This window comes from Rhodovarius crocodyli, from assembly GCF_004005855.1.
In the GTDB taxonomy this organism is placed as follows: Bacteria; Pseudomonadota; Alphaproteobacteria; order Acetobacterales; family Acetobacteraceae; genus Rhodovarius; species Rhodovarius crocodyli.
Window position 1 is genome coordinate 1 of sequence record NZ_SACL01000013.1, and the last position, 25310, is coordinate 25310.

The following is a 25310-nucleotide window of genomic DNA, read 5'->3' on the forward strand; positions in this document are numbered from 1 at the left end:
GCGCCATGGCCGGCGCCCAGCGCGACCTCGACTTCATCCGCCTCGACCCCGCCCCCTTCGCCGCCACCCCCAACATCTCCATCGACTATGCCGTGATGGAGCGCACCCAGAACGGCGCGGTCGTGCCCTGCTCCATCGGCTGGTCCGATGTCGGCAGCTGGGCCGCCCTGTGGGACATCGGGGAAAAGGACGCCGACGGCAACGTGACCAAGGGCCCGGTGCACCTGGTCGGCACCTCCAACAGCTACGTCCGCAGCGAGGGCATGCTGACCGGCGTGGTGGGCCTGGACGATGCCGTGATCGTGGTCACCGACGACGCGGTGCTGGCCATGCACCGCTCGAAGGCGCAGGACGTGAAGAAGCTGGTCGAGAAGCTGCGCGCCGCCCGCCTGAAGCAGGCCACCGAGCACCGCCGCATGTACCGCCCCTGGGGCTGGTATGAGGGGCTGATCCAGGGCAGCCGCTTCCAGGTCAAGCAGATCGCGGTGCGCCCGGGCAGCAAGCTGTCCCTGCAGAAGCACTTCCACCGCGCCGAGCACTGGGTCGTGGTGAACGGCACCGCCATCGTCGAGCGCGACGGCGAACGCATCATGCTGCGCGAGAACGAAAGCGTGTACCTGCCCCTCGGCTGCGTCCACCGCCTCGAAAACCCCGGCAAGATCCCCCTCACCCTCATCGAGGTACAGGTCGGATCCTATCTGGGAGAGGACGACATCGTGCGCATCGAGGATACATACGGGCGCGCTTGAGGCGGCGCCCGCTTCATCCGCCCAGCAGCCTGGCGAGGAGCGCTGCCTCCCGCCCCCAGTAATGGCCGTTATGCGACGGGTCGCCGATGACGCGGCGCCCGTCGCCGGCGCCTTGCAGCAAAGGCATGCCGAAGATGCTGTCGGGGTCCAGCCGGCCGCGCAGATCATGCAGCAGCGCCAGCACGAGCAGCCCCGAACTCATGAACACGCCGAGTTCATGCTCATGCCTGCGCCTGAGCGTCTCGTCGGGCAGGAAGGAGATCGCAGTTCCCCGCCCTGCCTCGGCCGCGACCTCCGTCCAATAGGCACGGACCCAGGGGCGATGCTGCGGCAACAGGGCGCCGTACCGCGCGGCATGAAGGTCGGGCTGCTGCAGCCCCGGTGACCGGATCAGCGACGTGCAGACCAGGTCGGTCCGGCGCCCGAGCTCGGCCTGCCTGCCGTCCAGCCTGAAATCATTGAAGCGGATCACGATGTCATGCCTGTCGATGGCATCGCCATGTTCGCCGCCCGGAAGGCCGTTGCCCACGATCGCGACGCTGCGCCTGGTGTCGGCCAGCACGTCCTTCAGCCGCGCCGTCGCATCCGCCGAGGCCGGGAGCAGCCCCGCCAGCCTGGCGAAGAGTTTAGGCTTGGCGGCCGCGACAGGCAGGTAGAAACCGCCTTGCCGCATCGCCTGGGGCACGCGCCTCAGCACATCGGCCGCACCCGCCATGCCGTCCAGCATGAAGGCGATGGCCACGGATTGCCCGGCCGCCAGGCCGCCCCCGTCATCGCCGACATCGCGGGCATCGGCCAGCGCTTCGTCCAGCAGCGCAGAGTCCGCCCCTTCCGCCATCAGGACGTGTTCCCGGATGCGGCAGCGGACCGGCAGCGGAAGCGCGTCTTCCCGTTGGATCTGCCGAAGCGCCGCGACGTCACCCGGTGCGAAGCGGCGCCTGGTCGTGACATACTTCACGAAATCCCGCCGTCTCAGCGCAGCCGGCCGATCCAGGCCGCGCGCCGCCTCATGGAGAAGATCGGCCAGGTCCCACTGGAAACGCTGCAGGAAGCGGGACATCAACAGCCCCAGCGCGGCATCCAGCACATCGGCCCGGCTGCCGGCCGCAACCAGCATGGCGTCGATCCCGCCCCGGACATCGGCCCCGCCGGAGAGCGCATGCGCGTCCAGCGCGACGAGGGATTTCCACCAGCCGGGGCTGTCGGGAGCAGCGTGCCACGGCACATCCCGCGCGGCGAACAGGTCATAGCACCGCTCGAGATCAATCTCGGGGTCGGCGTGGAGGCGCTGCGCCGCGCTCGCAAGCGCGGCTTCGGCCAAACAGGGCGCACTCATGCGGCATGCCGGGGATCGACACGCGAGCCGCCGAGGCAAGGGGCGGAAAATCGCAGAATGATCATGCAGATTGTCCCATTTCTGGCGGCCGCAGGGGTGCGGGCAGGGGTGCGGGCAGGGGCGCGGGAAGACCCACCCCGCCCAAACCTACAACATGGCCAGCCACCCCCAGCCGTTAAAGGGCCCGGCAGTCCCGATATGGTGATCGCGGGTGCCCGTCCGGTGCGCGGAAAGAAACGAACGCCGCTTCATCATGGCATGATGTGATGGAGAGCGCGTCGGCGAGCGGTCCTGGCGCGCTATGCTAGAGACTGCCTCCTGAGTTACCTTCGCCGCGATCATGACACGTCTTCGCATCGCCTATCTCGCCGGCAGTCAGGACGACGCGATGCCGCGCCCCTGGCTTGCCGATGCGCTGGCGGCGTTCGGCGACGTGACGGGCTTCCTGTTCGAACGTCGCCGCCGGACAAGCTTCCACACCACCCGCTTCCTTCCGCCGCGCCGTTTCGGCGCGGGCCTGCCGGGCCATGACGCCGCCATCCCCTCACTGGGCGAGGCGCTGCGGATGGGCGAGGCCGCAGGCACGCCATGGCAGCGCCTCTCGGAACCGGCGGCCCTGATCCGCCACATCATGAATGCCAGGCGCGCGCAGCGGCTGTTTGCCGCCCTGCACAGGCTGCGCCCCTCGCTCATCGTCGTCGACGGCGCCGTTCTGGCGCCGCTGTTTCCCACGCTGCGCAGCCTGGGCTGCCCGCTGGTCTGGGCGCCCGACCGGCGCGGCAGCCTGTACCACGCAGCGCAGGCCGAAGCCCTGCCTGAAGGCTGGCTCGCTTCCTGGCACGGCGCCGCCGCGGCCGCGCATGCCGAGGGTGAGGCACTGGCGGCGCCCCTGCTCGACCAGCTGTGGCTGACGGGGGATGCGGCGGAGGAACACTTCGCCGATCTGGTGCCGGCCGCCCGACGTCATGCCGTCGGGGGCTCAGCGGAAGGCATGGCGTCGGCCATGCGGGCGATGTCCCTGCCCGCACGGCCGGCCCCGCCCCCGGCCCCCAGCCGGGTGCCGGATGCCGAGCAGCTCTCCTTCAATCCGCTGACCAGGCTGGCCTGGTGGCGCCTTTCCCTGCGCGATGCGCAAGATGCGCGGATCAGCCTTCTCGACAGCCATGGGGCGACGCTGCCCGCCGCGACTGTGACGATCCATCGCCGGCGGGCCGGCGCGATCGATGTGGAGGCGATGGCGGTGCTGCCTGCCGGCGTCTCTGCCGAGGAGCTTCGGCTGGACATCAGCACGCCGCGCGGCGCCATGCCGGCATTGAGCCCGGCGGCCCCTGCGGTGGAGCAGCGCGCCGGGCTGGTCGCGCTGGAACCCTTCGGCGCGTGGCAGGAATTGTGGGCATGGTCGCTGGATGAGAAGCCCGGCCTGCACCCGCGCCCTGAGCAGAGCGCCATCCTGCCCCTGCCGGCGCGCCCGGGTTCGGGCAGCCTGCATCGCCTGCGCTTCGCGCTTCGCGACCAGGGCGAGGCCGTCACCCTGACCCCGCCGGAGGGCATCGGCGAGGAATTGAGCCACCCTGCCCTCTGGACCGGACGCCACCCGCCTTCCTCGGCCAGGCTGCGGGCCATGGCCGGACGGCATCAGGGCGAGACGGCCTGGATCATCGGCAACGGCCCGAGCGTCCGACCGGAGGATCTGGACGCGCTGCAGGGGCGGGTCACCTTCTGCTTCAATCGCTTCCACCTCGCCCACGGCCGGACGTCGCTGCGGCCGCGCTACACCGTCAGCGCGGACCGCCAGATGATCGAGGATTTCGGGGCGGAGATGGTCTCCTCCTCGGGCGGCACGGTGTTTCTCGCGGCCAAGGAACCGCCGGCACTGGAGGGCGACTACATCTGGGTACGGCAGCTGCCGGTCTTTCCACCGCTGTTCTCGCTGCGGGCGGACATCGCGGTGACGCCGGGCGGCTCCTCGCCCTATGTCGCCATGCAGCTGGGCTATTTCATGGGGATACGGCGCTTCATCCTTTACGGCACCGACTTCAACTACAGGTTCTCCGATACCGGCAGCCAGGACCCGTACCGGGCGGCAACGGGTGACGGGAACCACTTCATCAAGAACTACCGCGGCGGGCGCGACTGGGCTCCTCCTTCCCTGCGCGCCATCAGCGCGGCCTTCCTGAACGCCCGCAGGGTGACGGAGGCAGCGGGCGGCTTCATCCGCAATGCGAGCCGCGGGGGGCATCTCGACATCTTCGAACGCCAGTCATTCGAGTCAGCCCTTGCCCTTCATTGACGCCCCTGGGGCCTGCCCGGCGTGAAGGCCCCGCTGCCCCTTCGCGTGCTGGTGCTCGCGGCCGGCGAGGCGCAAACCCGCCAGGCGATGCCGGCCTGCCGCGCCCTGGCGGCCGCGGGTGCCGAGGTGCATCTGGTGAGCGACGCGCCGGCGGATGGCCCTGCGAGCGGGACCGGCCTGCCCGGGCGGCTATGGCGGCATCGGCCGGATGCGCCGCTGGAAGGGCTGGCGGGCGCGGGTCTGGACTGGACCATCCTCGCGGCCTCGGCGGCGCTGTCTCCGCGCTTCGTCGCCGGCGCGCTGGAGCACGCGGGAAGGCTCGGCACGCGCCTCGCCCTGCTCGCCCCGGCCGCGCTGCCGCCCGGCCATGCGGAGGACATCCGCCGCCTCGGCTGGCTGGCCTCCCTGGTGATATCGCCGGGCGCCGGCGCACAGGCCGCCATGCGAGGGCTGCTGGACGGCGCGCAGCCGCGTTTCGAAATCTGGCATCCTGCCATCGACAGCCATCTCGCCCGCCACGCGCTCGATGAGCCGCGCGACGGCAGCCTTCTGGCGCCCGTACCGAACCTGGCGACGCTGGAGGCCATCACGCAGCTTCCCGCCGAAGCGCTGCGGGGCCGCGTGCTCCGCCTGCTCACGTCCGCGCCCCTGCCGGATGAGGCGCTTGCGCCGCTGCGGGCGCATGCCCAGCTGGAAGTCATGCCCATGCCGGAGGAACCGGCGCGCCTTCGCCTGCTTGCCCGCGCCGCGGTGCTGCTGCTGCCCGGACCGGAGCAGGCGGACGCCCCCTGGGCGGCCGAGGCCGCCTATCTCGGCACGCCCTGCCTCGGCGCCTCGGGCACGCCCTGGATTGACCGGTCGGACGGCCCTTCTGCCTCGCCCCCGGACCGGCTGGCCGAACTGCTCGCGCAGGGCGAGGCGACGCGGGAAAGCCGCGATCGGGCGCGGGACATGTTCGGTCTCGAAGGCGCGGGTCAGCGCCTGGCGGATCTGCTGCTGCGGGCGGCCCCGGCCGCTGCGGCCTGCCGCGCGGGGGCGATGGGCCTCATCGAGATGCAGGCCGGCGAGGCCGTGCCGGGCAGCCCGCTGATGGTCATGGGGGCATGCCGGCTGCCGGATGGGCGGGCCCTCATCAGCCTGCGCGGCGCGCTACCGGACGGGGTGGAACTGCATCAGCCCCAGGCCGCCCCGGCGCGGATCTGGCGGAGCCTGTCTCCGGGCGGGGAGACGATCTGCCACCTGCTGCTCTCAGGGGCGCGGGCCTCGCTCATGCGTGGTGAGGACGTCTTCCTGCATCTGGCGATCCGCGCGCTGGAGCATGTGCCCCATTGGCAGATGCCGCGCGTCGTCATGCAGGCGCCGCGCTTCGACGGCGAGGAGCGTGTGCTGGACGGCACGGTCACGACCGGCCTGCCGCTGGCGGGCATCGCCTTCTCGCCGGATGGCGCGCGCTGGTTCCAGCCCCCCTTGCTGCGCCGGGGCAGCGCGCCCGGCACGACGGACGGCCTGCCGCAGCTGGGGTTCCGCCTGCGCCTGCCGGCCCGGATACCGCTGGAAGGCGCGGCCGCGCGCATGCTGCTGTTGGACCGTGCCGGCGCCGCGATCGGCCTTCTGCAAGGCTGGCCGCCGCATCCGACGGACGCCTCTGCATGAGCACGCCCCTGCGTATCGCCGTGTTCGTGACCAACTCCGCCGGCACCTACGGCGGCGGTCGCCTTGCGGCGTTTCTTCTGGCGCATTGCCTGGCGCGTGTGGGTGCGGAGGTGTCGTTCGTCACCAACGCAAAGCCTGTGTTCTATGAGGAGCTGAAGGATTTCGGCCATCCCGGCCGTGTCGCGACCTACATCACCAAGGACTTCCACCTGGGCCTGCCCGAGGGCGGCTTCGATGTGGTGATGGTGATCCCGGGCCAGTCGCAGGACAGGCTGTTCTACATCGGCGCGCGCGGCTTCGCGAAGCGGCGCGGCGCGCGGCTCGCGCTGTTCAACTTCGAGACGCCCAACTGGTTCAACAGCTTCTCTCCCACCGCGCGCAGCGAGGACATGTGGCGCGAATGGCGGCGCTGCATTGAGGACGGCTGCCTGGTGCTGAGCAATTCCGAGCAGTCGATGCGCTTCGCGCAGCGCTACTACGTCTCGCACCCGGCCACGACCTTCTTCGACTACTGGCACCAGCCGATCAACGTGCAGGCGCTGGCGCGGGTGCAGCCGCAGTACCGTGAGAAGCGGATCGTGTGCTTCGTGCGGGCGCGCGACCCGCACAAGGGCGGTCAGGACCTGATCGACGTGCTGTCGGAGGATCTGCGCGGCTGGACGCTGAGCCTGATCGTGGGCAGCACGAAGCTGGACGAGGACTACCGGGCGGCGATCCAGTCGACGGCGAAGCGGCACGGCATCGGGATCGAGGTGCGCACGCTGGTTTCGGACACGGAGAAGTTCCTGGAGCTGAAGCGGGCGCGGATGCTGGTGTATCCGTCGCATTTCGAGGGGTACGGCATTCCGCCGGTGGAGGCGCTGTCGGCGGGGACGCCCTGCGTGTGCTACGACCTGCCTGTGTTCCGCGAGGTATGCGGCGATGCGCTGATCACGGCCCCGATCGGTGACATCGAGGGGCTGCGGGCGGGTATCCGGCGGGTGCTCGCGTCATCGCCCGAGGATTGGGCGCATCTGCCCGAGCGCGTCGCCTCCGTCGCCAGCGTCGAGGCATGCGGAACCGCAGCCGCAAAGGCACTACAGAAGTATCTGCGGCAGGGCCGCGATGCCGAGAGGCCTGAACAGCCCTTGCCGCTGTCGACCCACGCCAACCCTGCGCGCGGCCTGTGTTTCTGGAGAGAGGCCGAGGCGGGGCTCGTGACGGGCCGGCTGCCGGGAGACGCACCCATCGCGGCCTTCGTCGGCACGCGAGCCGCCTGGGCGCAGGCGGAGATCACCTGGCCCACCCAGCCGCCCGAACCCGGCTTCTCCGTGCATCTGAACGCGGATGACATGCGCCGCCTGGATCAGGGCGAGGCGTTGAGTCTGCAGGCCGGCGCCGAGCGATGGACCCTGCGCCCGCAATGGCGGGCGGCGCCGGCTGGCAGTCCCGACTACGCGATACCGGGCCCGGACGCGCCCGGCGGGCCGCAGTTCGAGGCGGAACTGTCGCGCGGCACCAGCGACGAGTACGGCGTGATCGAATTCGAAGGCTGGGTGCAATCCAGCCCGCGCGTCGAGGTCATCCGCTTCTGGGTCGAGGACCGCCTGCTGGGAGAGACGGTTCCACGCCTTCCGGTGTGGTGGATCTTCGAGCGGCATCGATGGTCCGGCGATGCCTTCGGCGGCTTCAGCTTCGTCGGGCGGCGCACCGGGCGCAGCCTGGCGCCCCTGCCCTATCGTGTGGAGTTCTGCGCCGGTGATGAGGTCATCGGCGTCATCAGCGGGCATTGCCGGCCGGAGCGACGTGCCCGCGCGGCGCTGGGTGCCGATGCGGCGCTTCTGCCCGCGGGCTTTCTGGAGGACGCCGCGCGCGGCCCCCTCAGTGTGCTGGTGGTGGAGGATGAGCTGCTGCTGGCACCCATCCAGGGTGCGGCGTTGCGGGCACTTCTGGCGCATCTGCGCATGCGCGGACACGAGATACTGCTGGTGCTGCATGGCAATGCGCACCGCTTCGCCGATGATCTGCCGCGATGGCGCACCCTCGGCGACGCGGTCCTGCTGGTCAACCCGCTGACCCCGGAGCGCGGCCCCAGGTTGAGCCATGTGATGGGCGAACTCATCGGCACCACCAAGCGGCTGGTGCTGGCCATGGCGACGGAAGATCACGTCGCGGCCCGCTTCGGCTTCCTGGCGGTGAGCGGGGTGGCCTGCCTGATCGCCCGGCCGGGCGAGGGCTGGCTGCGGTTGCTGCCGGACAGCGCCGACGGCCCGGCGCGCTACCTGCCTGTCGGCCATGATCACGCCGGGCTTGCGGAAGCCCTGCGGGTCGATCTGCCGCCTGCCGCAGCACAGGAAAAGCCGCTGCTGGTCATCGATGCCACATCGCGCGCGCTGACCCCGGAGACGCTGCGCCACCTCCTGGCCTCCCTGACGCCGGAGGCCGCGCGCCAGGGCTGGCAGATGGCTGTGGCGGTGGATGCGGCACCCCTGGCGGACGCCGAGGCGCTGCGCGCGGCCTGGACTCTGCCGCCCGGGGTGACGTTGCTGCTGGGGCTGGAAATCAACGGCTTCACGCCCGACGGCATTGCTGCCCTTGTCTGCGCCGGGCAGCCCGGGCCGCTGGCCGGGCTGGCGTTGTCGCTGGGGATGGCCGTGTGGGCCTGGCCCGACGCGGGGGCGGGCTGGAGCCCGCCCGACCATCCCTATCTGCCGCTGGACGAGTTGCTCGCGGCGCTGAACGGCTGACCGTGATCAGGCCGCCTTGCCGGCCTTCTTGCTGAGAACGGCCACGAGGTTGCGGATCCCCGCATCGGCGGGCGCCGCATCCTGCGCCTTCAAGGCCCAGGAGAGGGCGCCCTCGATGTCGCCTTCGCGCTGATGGGCGTTGGCGAGCAGGCGCATCAGCGGCACGAAGCCCGGATGCTCGCTGATACCCGCCTGCAGTTGGGCCTTGGCCTGGTCGATATCGCCGAACTGGAGGTAGATGCTCGCGAGGTTGGCGTACATCACGGGCTCATGCGGCGCGGCATCCAGCGCCTTGCCCGCCCATTCCAGGGCAGGCTCGAAATCGGCGCCGCGCTGATAGGCAATGCTCAGAAGGCGCATCAGGAAGGCGGAGGTCGGGTGATCGTTCAGCGCCTCCAGGGCGACGGTCCTGGCCTGATCGGCGTCGCCCAGCTGAAGATGGACGTTCACGAGGTTCACCCGCATGCCGACGTCCTCCGGCGCCACCTTGGCGGCCATCACCGCGGCGTCCAGCGCATCCTCCAGTTCGGCCGTCCGCAGAGAGATCAGGCTGCGCACCCGCAGGGCCGCCGGAAGCGTGGGCTGGTCACCAAGCACACGGTTCACGATCTCCTGCGCGGCCTCGAAATCGCCGAGCTGCATCTGCACATTGGCCAGGCTCAACTGCATGACCGGCTCCTGCGGCGCCATCTCAACGGCGCGCTGCGCCCAGGTGAGGGCCTGCTGCAGATCGCCCTGGCGCAATGCCAGGCTCGAACGCTGACGCAGGATGCCGGCAGCGCGGGGCAGCTTGTCGATGCCCTGGGCCAGGACCTGCTCGGCATCCGCGCTACGGCCCAGGCGGGTGTAGACATTGCTGAGATGGATGTAGCTGCCCGGCTCGAAGGGCGCCGACGCGACCATCCGGCGCCCCCAATCAAGAGCGGCCTCCGGATACCCGCCGTCGAGGTAGACGCTGCTGACCAGACGCATCAAAACCGGGACCTGCTGCGTGACCTTGATGTCCACCAGCCCGGCGCCAGCAGGATTGGGTAGGGAAAGAACAATATCCCCCTCCGCACCGGCATTCACCTGGAGCTTCGCCGGATCATTGGCAGCAGCAGTCGTCATGTTTTCCACAATCCAATCAACGCCCACGCGGGCATGCTGAGAACGATTTCACTTTACTGAAGGATACCACATCAGCATCGAACGCATCCGATGAATTTCTCGCGTGGCCGACACCGCATGTCAGTCACGCCGGCAAATACAGCTCCGCCTGCCACAGACGCGTGGGATCGCCACCGGTCTGCCTGATCTCCAGGCGGTTCGGGCCGGGCTTGGCGAGGTTCTGCGGCACCACCCAGCCCTGCGGCGCCAGCCCCGGCGGCGGATCGGGCGCGAGGGTGGTGCGACCGCCTGAATTGTCCGGCGTCAGGGCCTGGCCGTTCAGCATGACCTGCCAGGCGGCATCCGCGCCGGGCGCACGCATGGAGCGCCGGTCCGCGAGGGTCAGCCGCAGACTGCCGGCGCCGGAGGAGGCGCGGGCCGGGGCGGGTACATTGAGACGCAAGCCGAGCGGCGCGCCGCCGGGCGGAACGTCAACCGGCACGCTGCGCTCGGGCAGGCCATCGGGAAAGACGGTGCCAAGGAAGCTGGAGCGGGCACGCATCTGCGCCTGCCCCGGCTGTTTCAGCGCGCGAAGCGTGGCCCAGGGCGGCTCACGCGAGGGGTCGAAATCCACTGTCTCGGCCGCGCGCTGGCGGTAGTAGACGAAATTGAACATCGACACGGCCTCGAAGCCCGCGGCGGCGGCAAGCTGGCCGGTGCTGAGGAAATCCTCGGGCCGGCAATTGACGATGTAGTCCTCCGTCGGGCCGCGCTCCGCGGCAGGGGCGCGCATGTCGTACTGGCGCAGATGCCTGCCCTGCCCCATCTCGATCGCGACGCGGAAGCCGCGCAGCGCCTCTCGCGTGGCGGCGAAATCCAGGTCCTGGCTCGTGAAGGTGTGCGCGGACAGGGTGACGCGGTCCACCCCGGCCTCCCTCAGCAGGGCCGGGGCGAGCCCTAACGCGCCCCAGCCGGACAGGGTGAGCGGCACGCGCACCGCCATTTCCCGGCCGGTGCCCAGGGCGGATCGGATGCGCGTGAGAAAGCCTCGCATGACCTGCTGCCGCGCCTGCATCGGGAATTGCTGCTGGAAGAAGGCCGGGAACCGCATGAAGTCCAGTTCCAGCCCACTCAACGCGTAGGTGCGGACGAGTTCCTCAAGCAGGGAGGCGCGATACTGGACCACGTCCGGGACGGCCCAGTTCCACAGCCGCCCGGCAGCCGAGCGGGCGTTGCGGTAGTCGGGCGGGCTGGGGTCCAGCCGCCATTCCGGGTGCTCCATGTGCACGCGGGAAATGAATTCCAGGTTGCGCGCCATCGCCGGCTGGATGTCGCGGTTATCCTGGCTGGAGCGCCATTGCTGGGGCGTGACGCCCGAATAGAAGATCCCGTGGACGTCGTTCAGCCTGACCGAGACGGTCAGCGGGACATTGCGCTGCCGGGCATGGGCCAGGGCCGCGGCCACCACATCGCCGCCCTCGATCATGTAACGGCCGAAACCGCTCGGCCTGATGCCGAAGGTCTCGGCGAACCAGCGATAATGCTGGTCGGCGGGATAGATGCTGCTGCGCCACCAGGGCACCCAGCCGGTGCCGGGCTGCACCACGTAATGGTCGACGCCGGCGTTGATCGCCTCGTCCATCGACGCAGCGATCAGGGCGTTGCTGAAGGTTTCGCGGTTGCGGCGCCAGGGCGCGAGGTTGGTCAGGATATGGGTGATGTCGTCCGAGTAGTAGAGACGCGTGCTCCGGGCCTGCTGCGCCGCGACGGGTGCGGCTGGCGCTGAGGCGAACAGCACGCCCGCCAGCACAAGCCTGCGTCGCGTGATGGGAGCCGGCATCGCCTCAGCCCTGCGCCTCGAAAAGGGCGACATGCTCCTCGACCATCGACTTTGTCTCCCCGATTTCTTTCGCGCTGGGGTCGGCCGACCGTGTCCAACTGATATCGCGGCGGAGGACCTTGCCCGGATTGCCGCCCGCCATACTGGAATGCGGAACGTTGCTGGTAATGATGGAACCGGCGCCGAGAATGGAACCCGGACCGACGGTGACGTTCTTCAGGACAGTGACACGCTGGCCTACCCAGACATGCGGATGGATCACGATAGGGTACGACTTGCCGGGCACGTGATTCATGATCTCGCCGGTCTGCATCGAGAATGCGGCATGCATGTCAGTCGGACGGAGAACGATTTCAGAGGCAAACATGCAGTCCTCGCCCACGATGATCGTGTCCTTCTCTCGCCGGAATTCGGTAAAGAAGCCGTTCGAGGTCGCTTCCTTGCCCCAGTAGAGAACGCCTCCCGTCCCCCAAAAGCTGCAGCTGATATTCGACTTATGACCCCGGGTATTGCCGAGATCGATCAACCTGTTGTGACGTCCGCTTAGGCTGATTTTCCCATTGAGGCCGTGCTCGCCGCAAAGGAAAATGGCATTCATCTCCGACGCGGAGGAGAGATTGACGGTCAAACGCCTGCGCGAAGCGCCATCAACATAAAGAATAAGAAATATTTTTCCGGACTTATAATCAATGTTTGCCGGAACAATAATATCGACACCAAGCGCCTTAGCGTCCTGGAGCGATTTTTCCGAATTGATGACAACTTTCTTCAGCCCCGACAAATCGGGAGTCTCAAACCCTCTCGATCCGATCAATGGATGGAGGTTCTTCATCAACGGTGACGTTTCACTCATGTCGACATTACGCGCTCAGAGCGAGTTAAAATCAACACGCGGAAAGCTGTCCAGATGCGTGCCCACGGTGGCGTTGATGATCTCCACGCCGTTCCGTTCACCCCACAGCCGGCAATAATCATAGGCCGTCTCGGACCACGCCGTGCGCGGCGGCACGAACAGCTTGTTGCTGGTGTATTTGTCCGTGAAGTGCGTGGCGCCGGTCGCGGCGTTGCCTTCCCAGAAATCCCAGCCCAGCTTGCTCATGCGGATCAGCTCATCCGGCGGCGCCAGGGCGGTCGGGTTGGCGCCCGCCTCCTCGCCGTGGCCGCGCCGCTTCACCCGCGCGATCGGATAGCTGTGGTCCACGCCCACCAGCACGATGGGGTTGCAGCCCATCAGCGCCGCGATCTGGATCAGCGTGATCGTCACCGTGAAGGCCATGAAGACCATGCTCGGCCGTTCGGCGAAATAGGGAAAGCGCAGCGCGTTGGAGCCGCCGAAGAAGATCTCGGACGCCACCGGGATCGGGCAGGCGTTATCGACCTTGAAGAAATCCAGATACTCGAACGGGAAGAACTTGATCGATTCCTTGTCGATGCCCTGCTCGTATTCCTCGCGGTACATCTCAATCTGCAGGCGGTCGGAAATGCCCCAGTACTTGAAGGCATAGCCCCAATCCTCGTATCCGAGGAAGCACCGGTTGGACCCGAAGGTGATCTCATCCTTCAGCTTGGACATGTCCGTCTGGCGCAGGGACGGGCCGTTGCCGATCACGAAGCCGCGCTGCCCCTTGTGCCGGCCCACCAGGCTGTCGAGCAGCCAGGGGATGCGCACCTTGAAGTCGATCTCGCGCCCGATGAAGCGGAAGTCCTGCACACCCAGCCCATGCAGCACCCGCACCGCCGGAAAGCGGTCGGTCCAGGAGGGGGCGATCTCGTTATGGTTGAACACCATGGCGAAGGGCACGGGGTCGCACAGGAAGACGGCCTCCGCCCCCTCCCGCGCCACGCGGCCCATCAGCGGGCGCAGGGCCAGGGCCTCGGGCCAGTCGGGCGCGCCGGGCAGCACATGGCTTTCCAGGTTGAAGCGCATCGCCAGCGACCGCAGGATGGGCAGGTCGGCCGCATCGGCGACCAGCACCGGCCGCCGGCCTTCCGCCAGGGCGCGCTGCAGCCAGGCGGCCGCCACATCGAGGTCGCTCGCGGCGACATAGGCAAGCGTCAGCATCAGTCTATCCTACCAACTCGACGGAGTTCAGCGCGAGCCCGACCCAGCGCGCGGGCGCGTCGGGATTCTCGGGCAGGGTCCGTTCAAAACGCAGCTCCAGCCGGCCCCAGCCCGGCCGGGCCAGTTCCTCCACGGGCGGCAGCGCCGCCCGAAGCGCCCAGGCCCCGGCGACATGGGCGGCACGATCAGGCAGCGTCGCGGCCGCCACCTCCAGCTCACGCCCCTGATACCGGACAGAGATCGGCCCGAGCGGCGCCGGGTCCGCGGGCGCCAGGAAGGTCAGCAGGAAGCCGCCCACCCCCGCATCGATCTCGCCCAGGACCAGCAGCGCCTCAGGCTCCGGCCCTATCCAGCGAAAGGGCAGCCTCTCCCGCCACTCGGTGGGCATGAAGCCGTCCACCTGCATGCCTTCGCGCAGGTCGATCCGCGCCCCAAGCGCCATCGGCAGCGGTGCCGGGCCCGCGAAGCGTTCCGCCAGGGGGCGGCCCAGCGGTGCCTGTGCGGGCAGCGTCTTCGTCTCGCTCATCGGGCCTACTCCGCCGCCGCGCGCGCCGGTTCGGCGGGCGCCGTACCGGTCAACAGTTCATCCAGGGCCCCATAGGGCGCGTGGTCCAGCGGCGGTGCCTCGATCGCGGACCACAGCATGTCGCTCAGGGTTGCGGCGTGCCAGGGGCGGCGCAGGCCGGCCGGCGCCATCTCCTTCCACAGCGCCAGGCGCATCCGCTTCGCCAGGGCGACGGCGGCCACCTGCCCTGCGGTGCTGCCGCCCAGATCCACCACCACGCTGACCTGTTCGGGCAGGGCCGCGCTCAGCCCGTTCAACCAGACCGGAACCACATGATCCGGCAGGCCCAGTTCCTGCCGGATGCGCGGCAAGGGCATCAGGGGCGGCACGTCCACCAGCACGGCCAGGCGCAGCCGGGACATCGCGGCAAAGCCCTCCGCCTCGGCGACCGCCCTGCCCAGCGCAGCCACAGGCACGCCGATGCCATCCAGCACCAGCATCGCGGCCCCTTCGGCGAATGCCGGGTCGGGCACGGCCGGAACCTGCGCCGCGGTCCCGGCAATGTCGATGCCGAGGCGGATGTCCGCGTCCTCGCCCCAGCCCAGCAGCTGCGTTCCGACCGGAATGCCCGAGAGCCAGCCGGTGGGCTTCGGCCCCTGCAGCACCAGCCGCTGCGTCCCGCCGGCCGGCACGCCCGAAAGGGCCGGTGCCAGCGCCGGGTTCTGCACCACGACGGCCGCGACACGCGGCTGCCCGGCGATCAGCTGCCCCAGGCTGCGCTCCAGCGCCGGAGAGCTCGTGCTCCAGGCCGGCCCGGGTTTCGCCTCGCCCGGCTCGGGCGTCAGCGGGTTGACCAGAATCACGCCGTCCACCAGCAGGCGCCAGCGCTCCAGGTCGTCGGAATACAGGTGCGGGTTGCCGTGCAGCAGCGCGATGACATCGCGCCCGCCCCGGCGCAGATGCGCGATCAGCGAACGGAGCGGCGCGCCGGCCGTGGCGGACAATAGCTGGTTGTCATCGACCACGAGGATGACGATCGGACGCCCCTCGGGCGCCGCCAGCCGCGGCGGCAGCAGCGACGCATCGCTGGCGAAGGCGGCGGCGGCACGCCGTTGCGGCGTGGCAATGCCCGAGACGCTGTGCACGACGAGATCGCCGTAGCAGAACTCGACCCTGTAGGGCGCTTCCTCGAAGGGCTGGCCGATCGCACGCCCCACGAAATTGAAGCCGCAGAAGGCATCGCCATAGACCCGGCGCTTCTCGAAGATGTTCATGTACAGGCGATCGGGGATCGCCTCACCGAGGAACTCCTCGGCCATCCAGAACTTCAGCACATCGACGCGCGGCGCGGAGAGCACCCAGCCCTCGAACTCCACCACGCCGTACTCGTCATAGGTTACCTTGCGGACCTCCGCGACGAGCGGCAGGGCATCCGGCGCGGTGCCGGCCGGAAGCTCAGGCGCATATTCGGCCTCGCCCGGCGGCAGTTCCTCCCACTTCACCTTCAGGCGCTCGACGAAGACGCCCTCGGTCGTGGTGGCGACATAGATCAGGTCCTTGGCGCCTTCCACGCAGGCCAGCTGCTCCGCATCCAGATGGATCGCGAAGCCGGGGTCCTGTTCCGGGAACTGCTCCAGCTTGACCATCACATCCGGGCGCTTGCGGCCGCGCTGCAGCCACAGCGAATGGCCGTCGGCATAGACAGCCAGATCCAGGATGGGCGCCTGGGTGGCGATCCAGCCCAGGATGAAGCCCGCCCCCTGCTCCCGCAGATGGCGCAGTCCGCCGCGCTGGAAACGCGCGGGGTCCGGCTTCGGGAAAGGCTGCTTGGCGGCGTTCACCTCGACCGTCAGCGCCTCATTGTCGAAGATCGTGCCGTCCAGCCCCAGCGCCGACACGATGAGCTCGAGCTTGGGCACCGATGCCTGGAACGGAACACACAGGGCAAAGCCGCATTCGGCCGTGCCCACCCAGGGGTGCTGCTCCAGCACATCGGGCCGCGACAGGCCGCGCACCACATCCCCCAGCGCGATGCCGTTCACCGAGGCGACGACGCGCGCGCGCTCGTCAACCAGCGGGCTCCAGCCGCGGATCTCGATGAGGCCCACGGGGTCGTAGCGAAGGCTGTCGATATGAACCAGCTGCGGGTTGGGGCGGCTTTCGCGCAGCTCCGCCAGGATCGGCTGCTCGACCACCCTGTCCTGCCGCAGATACTTCTGTAGTGCCTTTGCGGCTGCGGTTCCGCATGCCTCGACGCTGGCGACGGAGGCGACGCGCTCGGGCAGATGCGCCCAATCCTCGGGCGATGACGCGAGTACCTGCCGGATACCCGCCCGCAGCCCCTCGATGTCACCGATCGGCGCCGTGATCAGCGCATCGCCGCACACCTCTCGGAACACAGGCAGGTCGTAGCACACGCAGGGCGTCCCCGCCGACAGCGCCTCCACCGGCGGAATGCCGTAACCCTCGAAATGCGACGGGTACACCAGCATCCGCGCCCGCTTCAGCTCCAGGAACTTCTCCGTGTCCGAGACCAGCGTGCGCACCTCGATCCCGATGCCGTGCCGCTTCGCCGTCGACTGGATCGCCGCCCGGTAGTCCTCGTCCAGCTTCGTGCTGCCCACGATCAGGCTCAGCGTCCAGCCGCGCAGATCCTCCGACAGCACGTCGATCAGGTCCTGACCGCCCTTGTGCGGGTCGCGCGCCCGCACGAAGCACACGATCCGCTTCTCACGGTACTGCGGCTGCACCCGCGCCAGCGCCTGCACGTTGATCGGCTGGTGCCAGTAGTCGAAGAAGGTCGTGGCCGGGTGCGAGACGTAGTAGCGCTGCGCGAAGCGCATCGACTGCTCTGAATTGCTCAGCACCAGGCAGCCGTCCTCGATGCAGCGCCGCCATTCGCGCCACATGTCCTCGCTGCGCGCGGTGGGCGAGAAGCTGTTGAACCAGTTGGGCGTCTCGAAGTTGAACAGCGCGAGCCGCGCGCCGCGCCGCTTCGCGAAGCCGCGCGCGCCGATGTAGAACAGCCTGTCCTGCGACTGGCCCGGGATCACCATCACCACATCGAAGCCGCCCTCGGGCAGGCCCAGGTGGAAGTCCTTGGTGATGTAGGTCGCGACACGGCCGGGATGACCGAAATCCTTCAGCTCCTCATAGAACACAGGCTTCGCGTTGGTGACGAACGACACCTCCGCACCCACACGCGCCAGGCAATGCGCCAGAAGAAACGCCGCAAGGCGACCGCCGCCGTAGGTGCCGGAGACATTCGTCACGAAGATGGCCACGCGAAGGGGGTTGCGCACCTCGATATTCATCACACGCCCCCCATGAGCGGAGCCGACAGGGAGGTCACCCGCTGAATTGTCACGCCGGCATCACCCATGGCCGCCAATGTCCTCGCGAGGCCGGGCTCGCGGAAATGCTCCTCGGCCAGTAACACGCGCGTGCAGCCCAGCAGCAGCGCGGCCGCCAGCATGGCGATCACGGGATGCTCCCCCACGACGCCGTGCTCGATCTCCAGCCCGCTCGCCTCCTCGACGCGGTCATAGCCGGCCGCGGGGGCCGGCGGGCGCCGCCAGAAGACATCGCTGTTGGCGCAGAACATCGTGAGCAGCCTGCCGCGACGTGGATCGTCGGGCCCGCTGAGCTCCACCACATCGGCCAGGGGCAGGCTCTGCCAGCCGGGGCAGAGCACCACCGCCGCCTCGATCGGCACCGGCCCCTGCCCGATATAGGCAGTCGCGCCGCGGCGCACGCCGCGCAGCTGGGTGAAGGCCACCCGGTCGATCCAGGTGGCGCGCGGCGCCAGGGGCCAGGGCATCAGGCCGCTGTCCAGGGCCCGCTGCGCGCTGGACAGCGCGTCCCGCCGGCTCGGCCCAGGGTCGATCAGCACCGTATGGACGCCCTGCTGCGCGGCCCGCGACAAGGGCTGCGCCTGCGCCGACACCGCGGCCGGGTTGCTGGCGAAGACCCGCCCCTGGCCGCACAGCTCCACGAAGGCGGCGGCCAGCAGCCCACCGCCGGGCTGGCCGGGCTCGATCATCAGCCCCACGCCCGCCTTGTCGGGCAGGCCGTTCAGCCGGGTCGCCAGCACGCTCTTGAGCACGCCGAGGGAACCGCCGGCCATCGAGCGTTCCTCCTCGCCGAACAGCCCCAGCTCGGAAGCGAAGGCACGCGCCGACCAGTCGCTGGCGGGCGCCGCGAGCGCAGGGTCGGCGGCGGAGAGCCGGGCCTCGACGAGGGCGGCCAGGCGGACGGCGGCTTCCTCGCCCGCCGGCACCGGCAGAGGCAGCGGAGGCTGGCCGATCACCGCGACGCCCTGGGCCGCGGCCAGCCCGGCGGCGAGCGCGCCGAGCGGGCCCGCGTCGGGCGAGAGCACCACGAAGCGCGCCATCGTCAACGCATCGATCAGCTCGGTCAGGCCGGCGGAACCGGGCAGGTTCCAGACCGCGAGCCCTGGCGCGGCCACCAGGCCCATGGCGGCATGCGCCACCTGCCCGATGCCCAGGATGACCTCGGCCGAGCGCGCGGCGGGCTCCATCGCGGCGGCCAAGGCGGGCCCGACGGGCAGCACGGCGGAGGGCGCCTCCGGCATCCATTTGCCCAGCTCGACCCGCAGCCCCTCATCCTCGACGATGAGCGAGACACCCTTGAGCACGCCGCGCAGGGCGGCGATCGCCTTCTCCCGCGGGACCGGCGCGAAGATCATGCGGGGGCCCAGCACGAAGGCGCGCGAGAGCAACGCCCCGCGCGCCGGGCCGCCCGCGATCTTGCCCAGGACGAACAGCGACGCGACGGAAGCGCCGACGATCATGGCGCATCCCGAGGCCTTCGCGATCGCCTCGATGGCCGCGGTCAGCGGCTTCTCGATCGGCGGAAGCGCGCCCGGCGCCGAGGAGGACCATTCCTGCATGGGCGACTGCAGCTCGATGTGATGCACCACATCCATCTGAGACAGCAGCGACGCGAGCTGCGCATCGAGCGCCGGTCGTGCGCCGAAATGCACGAACACCGTCCGGAACCCCGCGAGCCTGACGGCGGCCGCCAGGTTGGCGACGGGCGCCCAACTGCCGATCGCACTGCCGGGCAGCACATCGGCCAGGATCAGGACACTGGGCCGGGAAGAACCGACCACCGCCATCACATCCGCATCGGCGGTCCAGGTCGCATCGGCGAACCAGGCACCGGAAGCCGGCGTCAGGCGCCCGCTCAACGGCGCGCGCAACAGCTCCTCGCCGCCTTCCGGCAGCAGCACCCGCAGCATGGGCGCTGGCGCCTCGCACCAGCCCTCAGGCAGGCGCGCATAGTGCAGGAAGCCGCCCCCCGCCGCGGCATCGGGTGAAGGCAACAGCCGCGCCTGACCCAGCGCGGCATCGCCGACGCGGATGTCGAGGCGATCCGGCAGGCCGGCCGCGCCATCGGACGAGCGCAGGCGGACGCAGAGGTAGCCGTCAACGCTGACGGATGCCTCGGCGACCTCGATGCCGAAATCACGCGTTGCCACATCGCCCGACGCGACAGGCCCGACAGGAGCTTCCAAGGACATCGTCACCGCATACTCCACACCATCAGCCGATCCAGACAGGCACTCGGCATCAGCAACAGATCATTTCAGAAATACCATATTTTTCAACAACATGATCAATCATGCCATGCAGGGTGCCCTTCAGCACCATGTTTTCCCGCGGCACGCCAAAGCACCAGCCCGGCTGCCCGCCTATGGTCCAGTCCTTTCGACGAAAATCGAACCCGATCAGGTTATACAGATCGTACTCAACGTCTTGAAAAAAATCGAAGAACTCATCCGCGGAGTAGCCGTACTGCGTGGCCGCGCGCCCCCGCCAGTTGCGCATGACCAGCAGCGGACGCCGGCCCTTCAACAGGTTGATACCGCCGCGAAGCGCCTGAAACTCACCCCCCTCGATATCGAGCCAGAGGAGGCGCACCGGGCCGGTCTGCGGGCCACCTGCATCCAGCGTCGTGACCGGGGCGACATCGCAGTCGGGTTCGGCTTCGCCCGCGACCTCACGCGCGACTTCCGGACTGGGGTACAGCCCCGACCGCTGAAGCATGCCCGACACGCTGTAGAAGGCGCCATCACCCACATAGTCGGACAGCGCAATCGCGTGCAATTCGACGGCTTCGCACAACCCTACACGCTCCAGTCTATTCTGAAGCGCTTCATGGCTGCCTAGCTGCGGCTCGAAAGCGACGACACGCCCGCATGGCCCCACCTGCCGCGCCATCATTGTCGTAAATCCACCCAGGTAAGAACCGGCCTCAATGACGCAGTCACCCGGACAGATATGAGAAAAAACGACCGATTTCAAAATATCAGAATAAAAAGACGAGACTTTTTTATTATCGTTTATGCCTACAATTCCTGCGTAAGACTTCTTTTTGTCTTCAATGGACACATCACGCATGAGATCAGTTCCCGATTTCACGGAAGCCCCGAACAGCTTTCAACCGCATGGGACGATGGTTCTTCTCATTTTGCAATGCAAAAAATTATGTCTCTTTCGCATTCATATTTTGGTGAATAAGCCCTCCCAACTCCGTCTCATTATTTCACTTCGGCGAATTATTTCGTAAAAATTCAATCCGACATCGTTTTCAATGCGACCCAGGACAGCGCGAATGCCATCTCGCGCTGGTCCGCGCTGCCATGGCGGGCGGGCGAATCCGTCTGCGCGGCGTCGATCTCCAGTTGCATCGAGGCCGCCCATTGCGCGTCACCCGGCTCGACCAGAGAGGTCAGCACGGTGAAGCCCCCCTCCTCGGCAACCGTCACCGCCCCCCATTCCCCGCCGCCCACCGACAGGCGCACGCGTTCCAGCGCGTGCGGCACCATCGCCGAGAACAGGTGCAGCCTGACCTCAAGCGGCCCCTTCAGCCGAGGCACGGCGATCGCAGCCCGCGTGGAAGGGCCGAGCCAGCGATAGGGGGCCCCGGTGCCGCTGCGTTCCGCCGAGTAGAACCCTTCGCAGGAGACCACCTCGTCGCAGAGGACCCTGACCTCGGCCGGGATCAGGATCTCCTCGAAGGACCGCGCCGGGGCCGCATGGCCCGCCTGCTCGACGAAGGGCGGGGGCACCCCTTGCCATTGTGCCGCCTGCAGCGTCAGCAGCCGCGCCTCCAGCGTCGCCAGCCGCTCCAGCATCCAGCGCAGCGACGCCTCGGGGGGCTGCCCCTCAAGCTCCTGCGCGTAGCCGCTCAGCAGGCGCTGCCGCAGCACGCGGTCCACCGCATCGCCGACACTGTCCATGTCGCGCAGATCCATCCTGCCGGCGAAAGCGGCGGCCAGCGCCCGGGCCGCATCGGCCAATGTGTCGTCAGCCATGCCTTGCCCAGTCTCCAGACGCGAAGGAAGCCACCATATCCAGCCCGCAGCCCTCATACTCCTGCCTCGGCCCGAAGCTGAGAATGACATCGACCATGGCCGGCAGGTTCATCAAATCCTGGCGGATGCCAGCGTGCCCGCCGGCCGGCAGCCCCCATTCGCGCGCCAGCAGCACCTGGCGCGACAGGCTCGACACGATCTCGAGCCGCAGGCCGAAATCCGCGCCATTGGCCGCAAGCCCCGTGAACACAGCCTCGAATCGGTCCCGCCCGGCGGGCGCCATCAAGGGGAAATGCGCCACGGCACCGGCGGCACCGGTCGCGCGCAGCCGTACGGTCCCCTCGGCCCGCTCCGGCGGCAGCATCGCCTCCATCCCCACCACACGCAGCCGCCCGTCCCGCGCCATCTCCCCGAGGTGCAGGGGCGTGCCGAGCAGGGCGGCGGCTGGCTTCTCGGGCGATTGCCCGGTCGCCGCCATGGCGGGACCGCACAGGTCGAGGAACATCATCTTCTCAGGCGTGCTCCATCCCATCCCCGCCAGGCCGGGCGCGCGCGTCACGGGGTCGAGCCCCGTGCCGGCCGGCCGGAAATCCCTGAGCCAACCGGCGGCCAGCGTGGCCGTGGCGGGCGCCAGGCCGCAAAAACGCGCAATCCCCGCCAAGGCCATGCCAGGGTCGGTGAGCACCGCCGCGAACTCCACCGGCAGGCAGGCGGCGGGTGCCGCCTGGACCAGCGCCTCCCCGGCCAGCGTCGCCGCGGCCCAGCTCATGCAATGCGCGGCGAAGCCCATGCGGGGGCGCGCCCGCAGGCGGCCGGCCACATTCTCCACCGCTCCGCGCCGCATGATGACGGCCCGGGCCGAAGGCAGGAAAGGCAGCAGCCGGCGCAGGCCGGTCAGCACCGCGGGCTCGGGCAGGATCTCCGCCGCGCGCAGCACGATACCCGGCCCGTCGCAGCCCTGCAGGATGTCGGCCAGCAGCGCCTGCGCCATGCGCTCGCTCAGCAATCCGCCGGGCGGCGGCGGCTCCCCGATCTCCGCCAGGCGCGCGGCCTGCCGCCTGGCCGCATCCGCGACGAGGCTGACGCGCGCCAACTCGGCCGACACGTCGCGCTGCGGCCAGCGCAGCGCGTGCGACAGCGCGCCCGACATCGCGGTAACGCCAGACCTGGCAGGCCCGACGACGAACAATATCCTCGTCATCGCCCCGCGGCGCCGCGGTCAGACCGCGGCAGCGGCAGGCTCGGCTTCGCCATGCACCAGCGGGTACAGCGCCTCGGCCAGGGCAAGGTCCTCCGCCGTCTTGATGACGTGGCCCGCCAGCCGGTTCACCGGGGACAGGCCGACCTTGCCGGCATAGGTGGCGCACTGCCCGGCGCGCGTCGCCTCCAGATAGGTCGCGGCGCGCCAGCCGGTGATGGACCAGGTGACACGGCGCACCGGCGGCAGGTCCTGGGAGTTGGTCTTCTCGGCCAGGGTGAAGTTCACGGGCTCACCGCGGCAGAATGCCTCCAGCGGCTCGTCCACGACGCTCAGCATCACGTCGTAGTCGCCCTCGATCATCTCCTGGGTGAAGCGCTTCACTTCATCCATGGTCATGAGCGGCGCGATGGAATGCACCTGGAACAGGCGGGTGCAGGGGTGCTTGTCCAGGAACTCGGCCACGAACTGCTCGCTGGTCGCGACGTTGTTGGCCAGCTCGTCAGGGCGCTTGTGAAAGCGCGCGCCTTCCTTCACCGCGATCTCACCGAAGACATCGCTTTCGGAATTGACCCACACCTCGTCGAATACGCCGGCGTTCAGGCATTTGCGCACGACATGCGCCAGCAGCGGCACGCCGCGCAGCGGCAGCAGGTTCTTCTGCTTCAGCCTCTGGCTGCCCATGCGGGCAGGAATCATCGCGATATTGGTCATCGTCGCCTCGTATCGTCGCCTCGTCAGGGAGCCCAGGGGCTGAGGAAGGTCAGCGGGTCCGTCGCCTGCGAGAGCCCCGCGATGGCGGCGCGGCCCATGGCGACCACCGCCTCATTGGCGCTGCCGCCGATATGCGCGGTCGCCAGGAAGTTGGGCAGGTTCAGCAATTCCACATCCTGCGGCGGCTCCGAGGCGAAGACGTCGAAGCAGGCCGCCGAAAGCTGCCCCTCCTGCAGCGCCGCCTTCAGCGCCAGCTCATCCACCAGCCCGCCGCGCGCCGTGTTCACCAGCACCGCACCGCGGCGCATCGCGGCCAGGCGGGCGGTGTTGATGACATTGGCCGTGTCGGGCGTGGAGGGCACATGCAGCGAGATCGCGTCCGACTGCGCGAGCAGCGCGTCGAGGCCCACGCTCTCCACCCCCGTCTCGGCGCAGTAGTCGCTGATGTCGCGGATATCGTGCGCCAGGACGCGCACACCCAGCGCGCGCAGCATCCGGCCCAGCTCCTTGCCGACATGGCCGCAGCCGAGCAGGCCGACCGTCGCGTCGGAGATCTGCCGGCCGAGATACTGGCGCCAGATGCCGCCACGGATCTCAGATTGGGAAATGCTGACGCCCCGAAAGGCCGCGATGATGAAGCACAGCGCGAGCTCGGCCACGGAGCGGCGGTTCACACCGCCCGTCCAGCCCACCTTCACGCCATGCGCCGCTGCCGCGCGCAGGTCGACATTGTCCAGGCCCACGCCGTACTTGCCGATGACGCGCAGCTCGGGCAGCGCCTCGAAGACGGAAGCCGTGATCTTCTCCAGCGCCACGATCGCGCTGTCATGCCCCTTGAGGAAGCCGATCAGTTCGTCTCCGGCCAGGGTGCGGCCGGTGTCGTTGAAGGTCACATTCTCATACTGCGCGGCCATCTCGCCGCGCAGGATGGGATGGCGCGAGAAGGACCGCGACAGAACCGCCACCTTCGGCGCGTTGGAGAGCGCCATCAGGCGGGCTCCGCGAAGCGCATGGTCACGACGCCGTTGATGGCGGGGAAGCGCGCGGTCACGAGCTTGCCGGCCGGCACCTCGATGTAGCCGGTGCAGCTGCCCGAGGCGATCACCTGGCCGGCCTTCAGCGAATAGCCGCGCGCCAGCGCCGTCTGCACGAAGGCCAGCAGCGGGCCGAAGGCACCGCCATCGATCACCGAGGCATTGCCGGTGAAGGGCTCGGCACCCTCGACCTCCAGGATAACCGGGGCCTCATCGAGGCGCGCGGGGTCGCCCACCGCCTCTCCGCTGCCGACCACGAGCGAGCCCACCGCGCCCGTGTCGCCGATCAGCGCGAAGCCGCCATGCGCGCCGAGGCCGCTAAAGCGCGAACCCGGGATCTCGATGGAGGCATGGACGCTGCCGATCGCGGCCAGCAGGCCGGCGCGGTCGATGCCCGCATCGGCGGGCGTCAGGTCACGGGACAACTTGAAGGCGTATTCGCATTCCACGCCGCGCTGGCGGGCGAGATGGGCCGGCACCTCCTCCCCGTCAGCGAAGACGCGATTGCCGGGGATGGGGCCGAAGAACTGACGGGAGACGCCCAGATTGGCCCGCACGGCGGCGATGGTGGCGCCCAGCTTATAGGCCTCGACCCCGCCGAGCCGCGCGACGATGGCATCGACCAGCCTCTCGGACGCATCCTGGTCGGTCGGGAGTTCTCCGGGGCGGGGCTCCACAACCTCGGTGGTGTCGAAAGCAGCAGCGATACGCGCCGCCAACGCTTCATGCTCGCTCAAATTCCGGCTCCGTTCGCCACTGTATATTCATTGCC

General features: G+C 69.1%; 18 protein-coding genes. 4 read left to right on the forward strand and 14 right to left on the reverse strand.

Annotated elements, in window-relative coordinates:
- A partial coding sequence (locus tag EOD42_RS23405; protein ID WP_127790022.1) for a mannose-1-phosphate guanylyltransferase/mannose-6-phosphate isomerase occupies positions 1-749 on the forward strand: 749 nt, incomplete at its 5' end.
- 13 nt (positions 750-762) lie between these two features.
- Here the strand turns inward: EOD42_RS23405 and EOD42_RS26215 are convergent.
- A complete protein-coding gene (locus tag EOD42_RS26215; RefSeq protein WP_206020447.1) occupies positions 763-2085 on the reverse strand; it encodes a glycosyltransferase family 29 protein in 1323 nt (440 codons plus the stop codon).
- Positions 2086-2425: 340 nt separating this feature from the next.
- On the opposite strand from EOD42_RS26215, the gene EOD42_RS23415 reads away from it, so the two are divergent.
- The 3 genes from EOD42_RS23415 to EOD42_RS23425 are packed head-to-tail and all read left to right on the forward strand — an operon-like array spanning position 2426 to position 8754.
- On the forward strand, positions 2426-4375 hold the full coding sequence (locus EOD42_RS23415) for a hypothetical protein (RefSeq protein ID WP_127790023.1): 1950 nt from the start codon (positions 2426-2428) through the stop codon (positions 4373-4375).
- Between the two features lie 21 nt (positions 4376-4396).
- Positions 4397-6028 (forward strand): hypothetical protein, encoded by a 1632-nt coding sequence (locus EOD42_RS23420; RefSeq protein WP_127790024.1) that lies wholly within the window; start codon positions 4397-4399, stop codon positions 6026-6028.
- Positions 6025-8754, forward strand: coding sequence for a glycosyltransferase (locus tag EOD42_RS23425; protein ID WP_127790025.1), 2730 nt, complete (start codon positions 6025-6027; stop codon positions 8752-8754). Before EOD42_RS23420 ends, EOD42_RS23425 begins: the two co-directional genes overlap by 4 nt.
- Positions 8755-8760: 6 nt before the next feature.
- Here EOD42_RS23425 and EOD42_RS23430 read toward each other — a convergent pair whose 3' ends face one another.
- The 13 genes from EOD42_RS23430 to EOD42_RS26095 all read right to left on the reverse strand — a co-directional run bounded on the left by EOD42_RS23430 (position 8761) and on the right by EOD42_RS26095 (position 25275).
- Positions 8761-9891, reverse strand: coding sequence for a tetratricopeptide repeat protein (locus EOD42_RS23430; RefSeq protein WP_127790026.1), 1131 nt, complete (start codon positions 9889-9891; stop codon positions 8761-8763).
- 97 nt (positions 9892-9988) lie between these two features.
- A complete protein-coding gene (locus EOD42_RS23435; RefSeq protein WP_127790027.1) occupies positions 9989-11683 on the reverse strand; it encodes an alpha-amylase family protein in 1695 nt (564 codons plus the stop codon).
- A gap of 4 nt (positions 11684-11687) precedes the next feature.
- Positions 11688-12536 (reverse strand): acyltransferase, encoded by an 849-nt coding sequence (locus EOD42_RS23440; protein WP_127790028.1) that lies wholly within the window; start codon positions 12534-12536, stop codon positions 11688-11690.
- 15 nt (positions 12537-12551) lie between these two features.
- Positions 12552-13745, reverse strand: coding sequence for a motility associated factor glycosyltransferase family protein (locus EOD42_RS23445; RefSeq protein WP_127790029.1), 1194 nt, complete (start codon positions 13743-13745; stop codon positions 12552-12554).
- 4 nt (positions 13746-13749) lie between these two features.
- The gene (locus EOD42_RS23450; protein ID WP_127790030.1) at positions 13750-14271 is read right to left on the reverse strand and encodes a hypothetical protein; all 522 of its coding nucleotides are present in this window, start codon (positions 14269-14271) and stop codon (positions 13750-13752) included.
- A 5-nt stretch (positions 14272-14276) separates the two neighbouring features.
- A complete protein-coding gene (locus tag EOD42_RS23455) occupies positions 14277-17564 on the reverse strand; it encodes a glycosyltransferase (RefSeq protein ID WP_127790031.1) in 3288 nt (1095 codons plus the stop codon).
- Positions 17564-19795, reverse strand: a complete 2232-nt coding sequence (locus tag EOD42_RS23460) for a hypothetical protein (RefSeq protein ID WP_127790032.1) — start codon at positions 19793-19795, stop codon at positions 17564-17566. Before EOD42_RS23460 ends, EOD42_RS23455 begins: the two co-directional genes overlap by 1 nt.
- A gap of 49 nt (positions 19796-19844) precedes the next feature.
- Positions 19845-20675, reverse strand: a complete 831-nt coding sequence (locus EOD42_RS23465) for an FkbM family methyltransferase (protein ID WP_127790033.1) — start codon at positions 20673-20675, stop codon at positions 19845-19847.
- Positions 20676-20848: 173 nt separating this feature from the next.
- Complete coding sequence (locus tag EOD42_RS23470) at positions 20849-21592, reverse strand: hypothetical protein (protein ID WP_127790034.1); 744 nt, start codon at positions 21590-21592, stop codon at positions 20849-20851.
- Positions 21585-22793 (reverse strand): hypothetical protein, encoded by a 1209-nt coding sequence (locus EOD42_RS23475; RefSeq protein ID WP_127790035.1) that lies wholly within the window; start codon positions 22791-22793, stop codon positions 21585-21587. Before EOD42_RS23475 ends, EOD42_RS23470 begins: the two co-directional genes overlap by 8 nt.
- Positions 22794-22811: 18 nt before the next feature.
- Positions 22812-23504 (reverse strand): acylneuraminate cytidylyltransferase family protein, encoded by a 693-nt coding sequence (locus EOD42_RS23480; protein ID WP_127790036.1) that lies wholly within the window; start codon positions 23502-23504, stop codon positions 22812-22814.
- A gap of 23 nt (positions 23505-23527) precedes the next feature.
- Entirely contained in the window at positions 23528-24493 is a 966-nt protein-coding gene (locus tag EOD42_RS23485; protein ID WP_127790037.1) for a phosphoglycerate dehydrogenase, read from the reverse strand.
- Positions 24493-25275 carry a 2-keto-4-pentenoate hydratase gene (locus EOD42_RS26095; protein WP_164868095.1) on the reverse strand — a complete coding sequence of 261 codons (783 nt, stop codon included), beginning with the start codon at positions 25273-25275 and terminating at the stop codon, positions 24493-24495. The genes EOD42_RS23485 and EOD42_RS26095 overlap by 1 nt, the downstream gene beginning before the upstream one ends.
- Positions 25276-25310 lie beyond the last annotated feature (35 nt).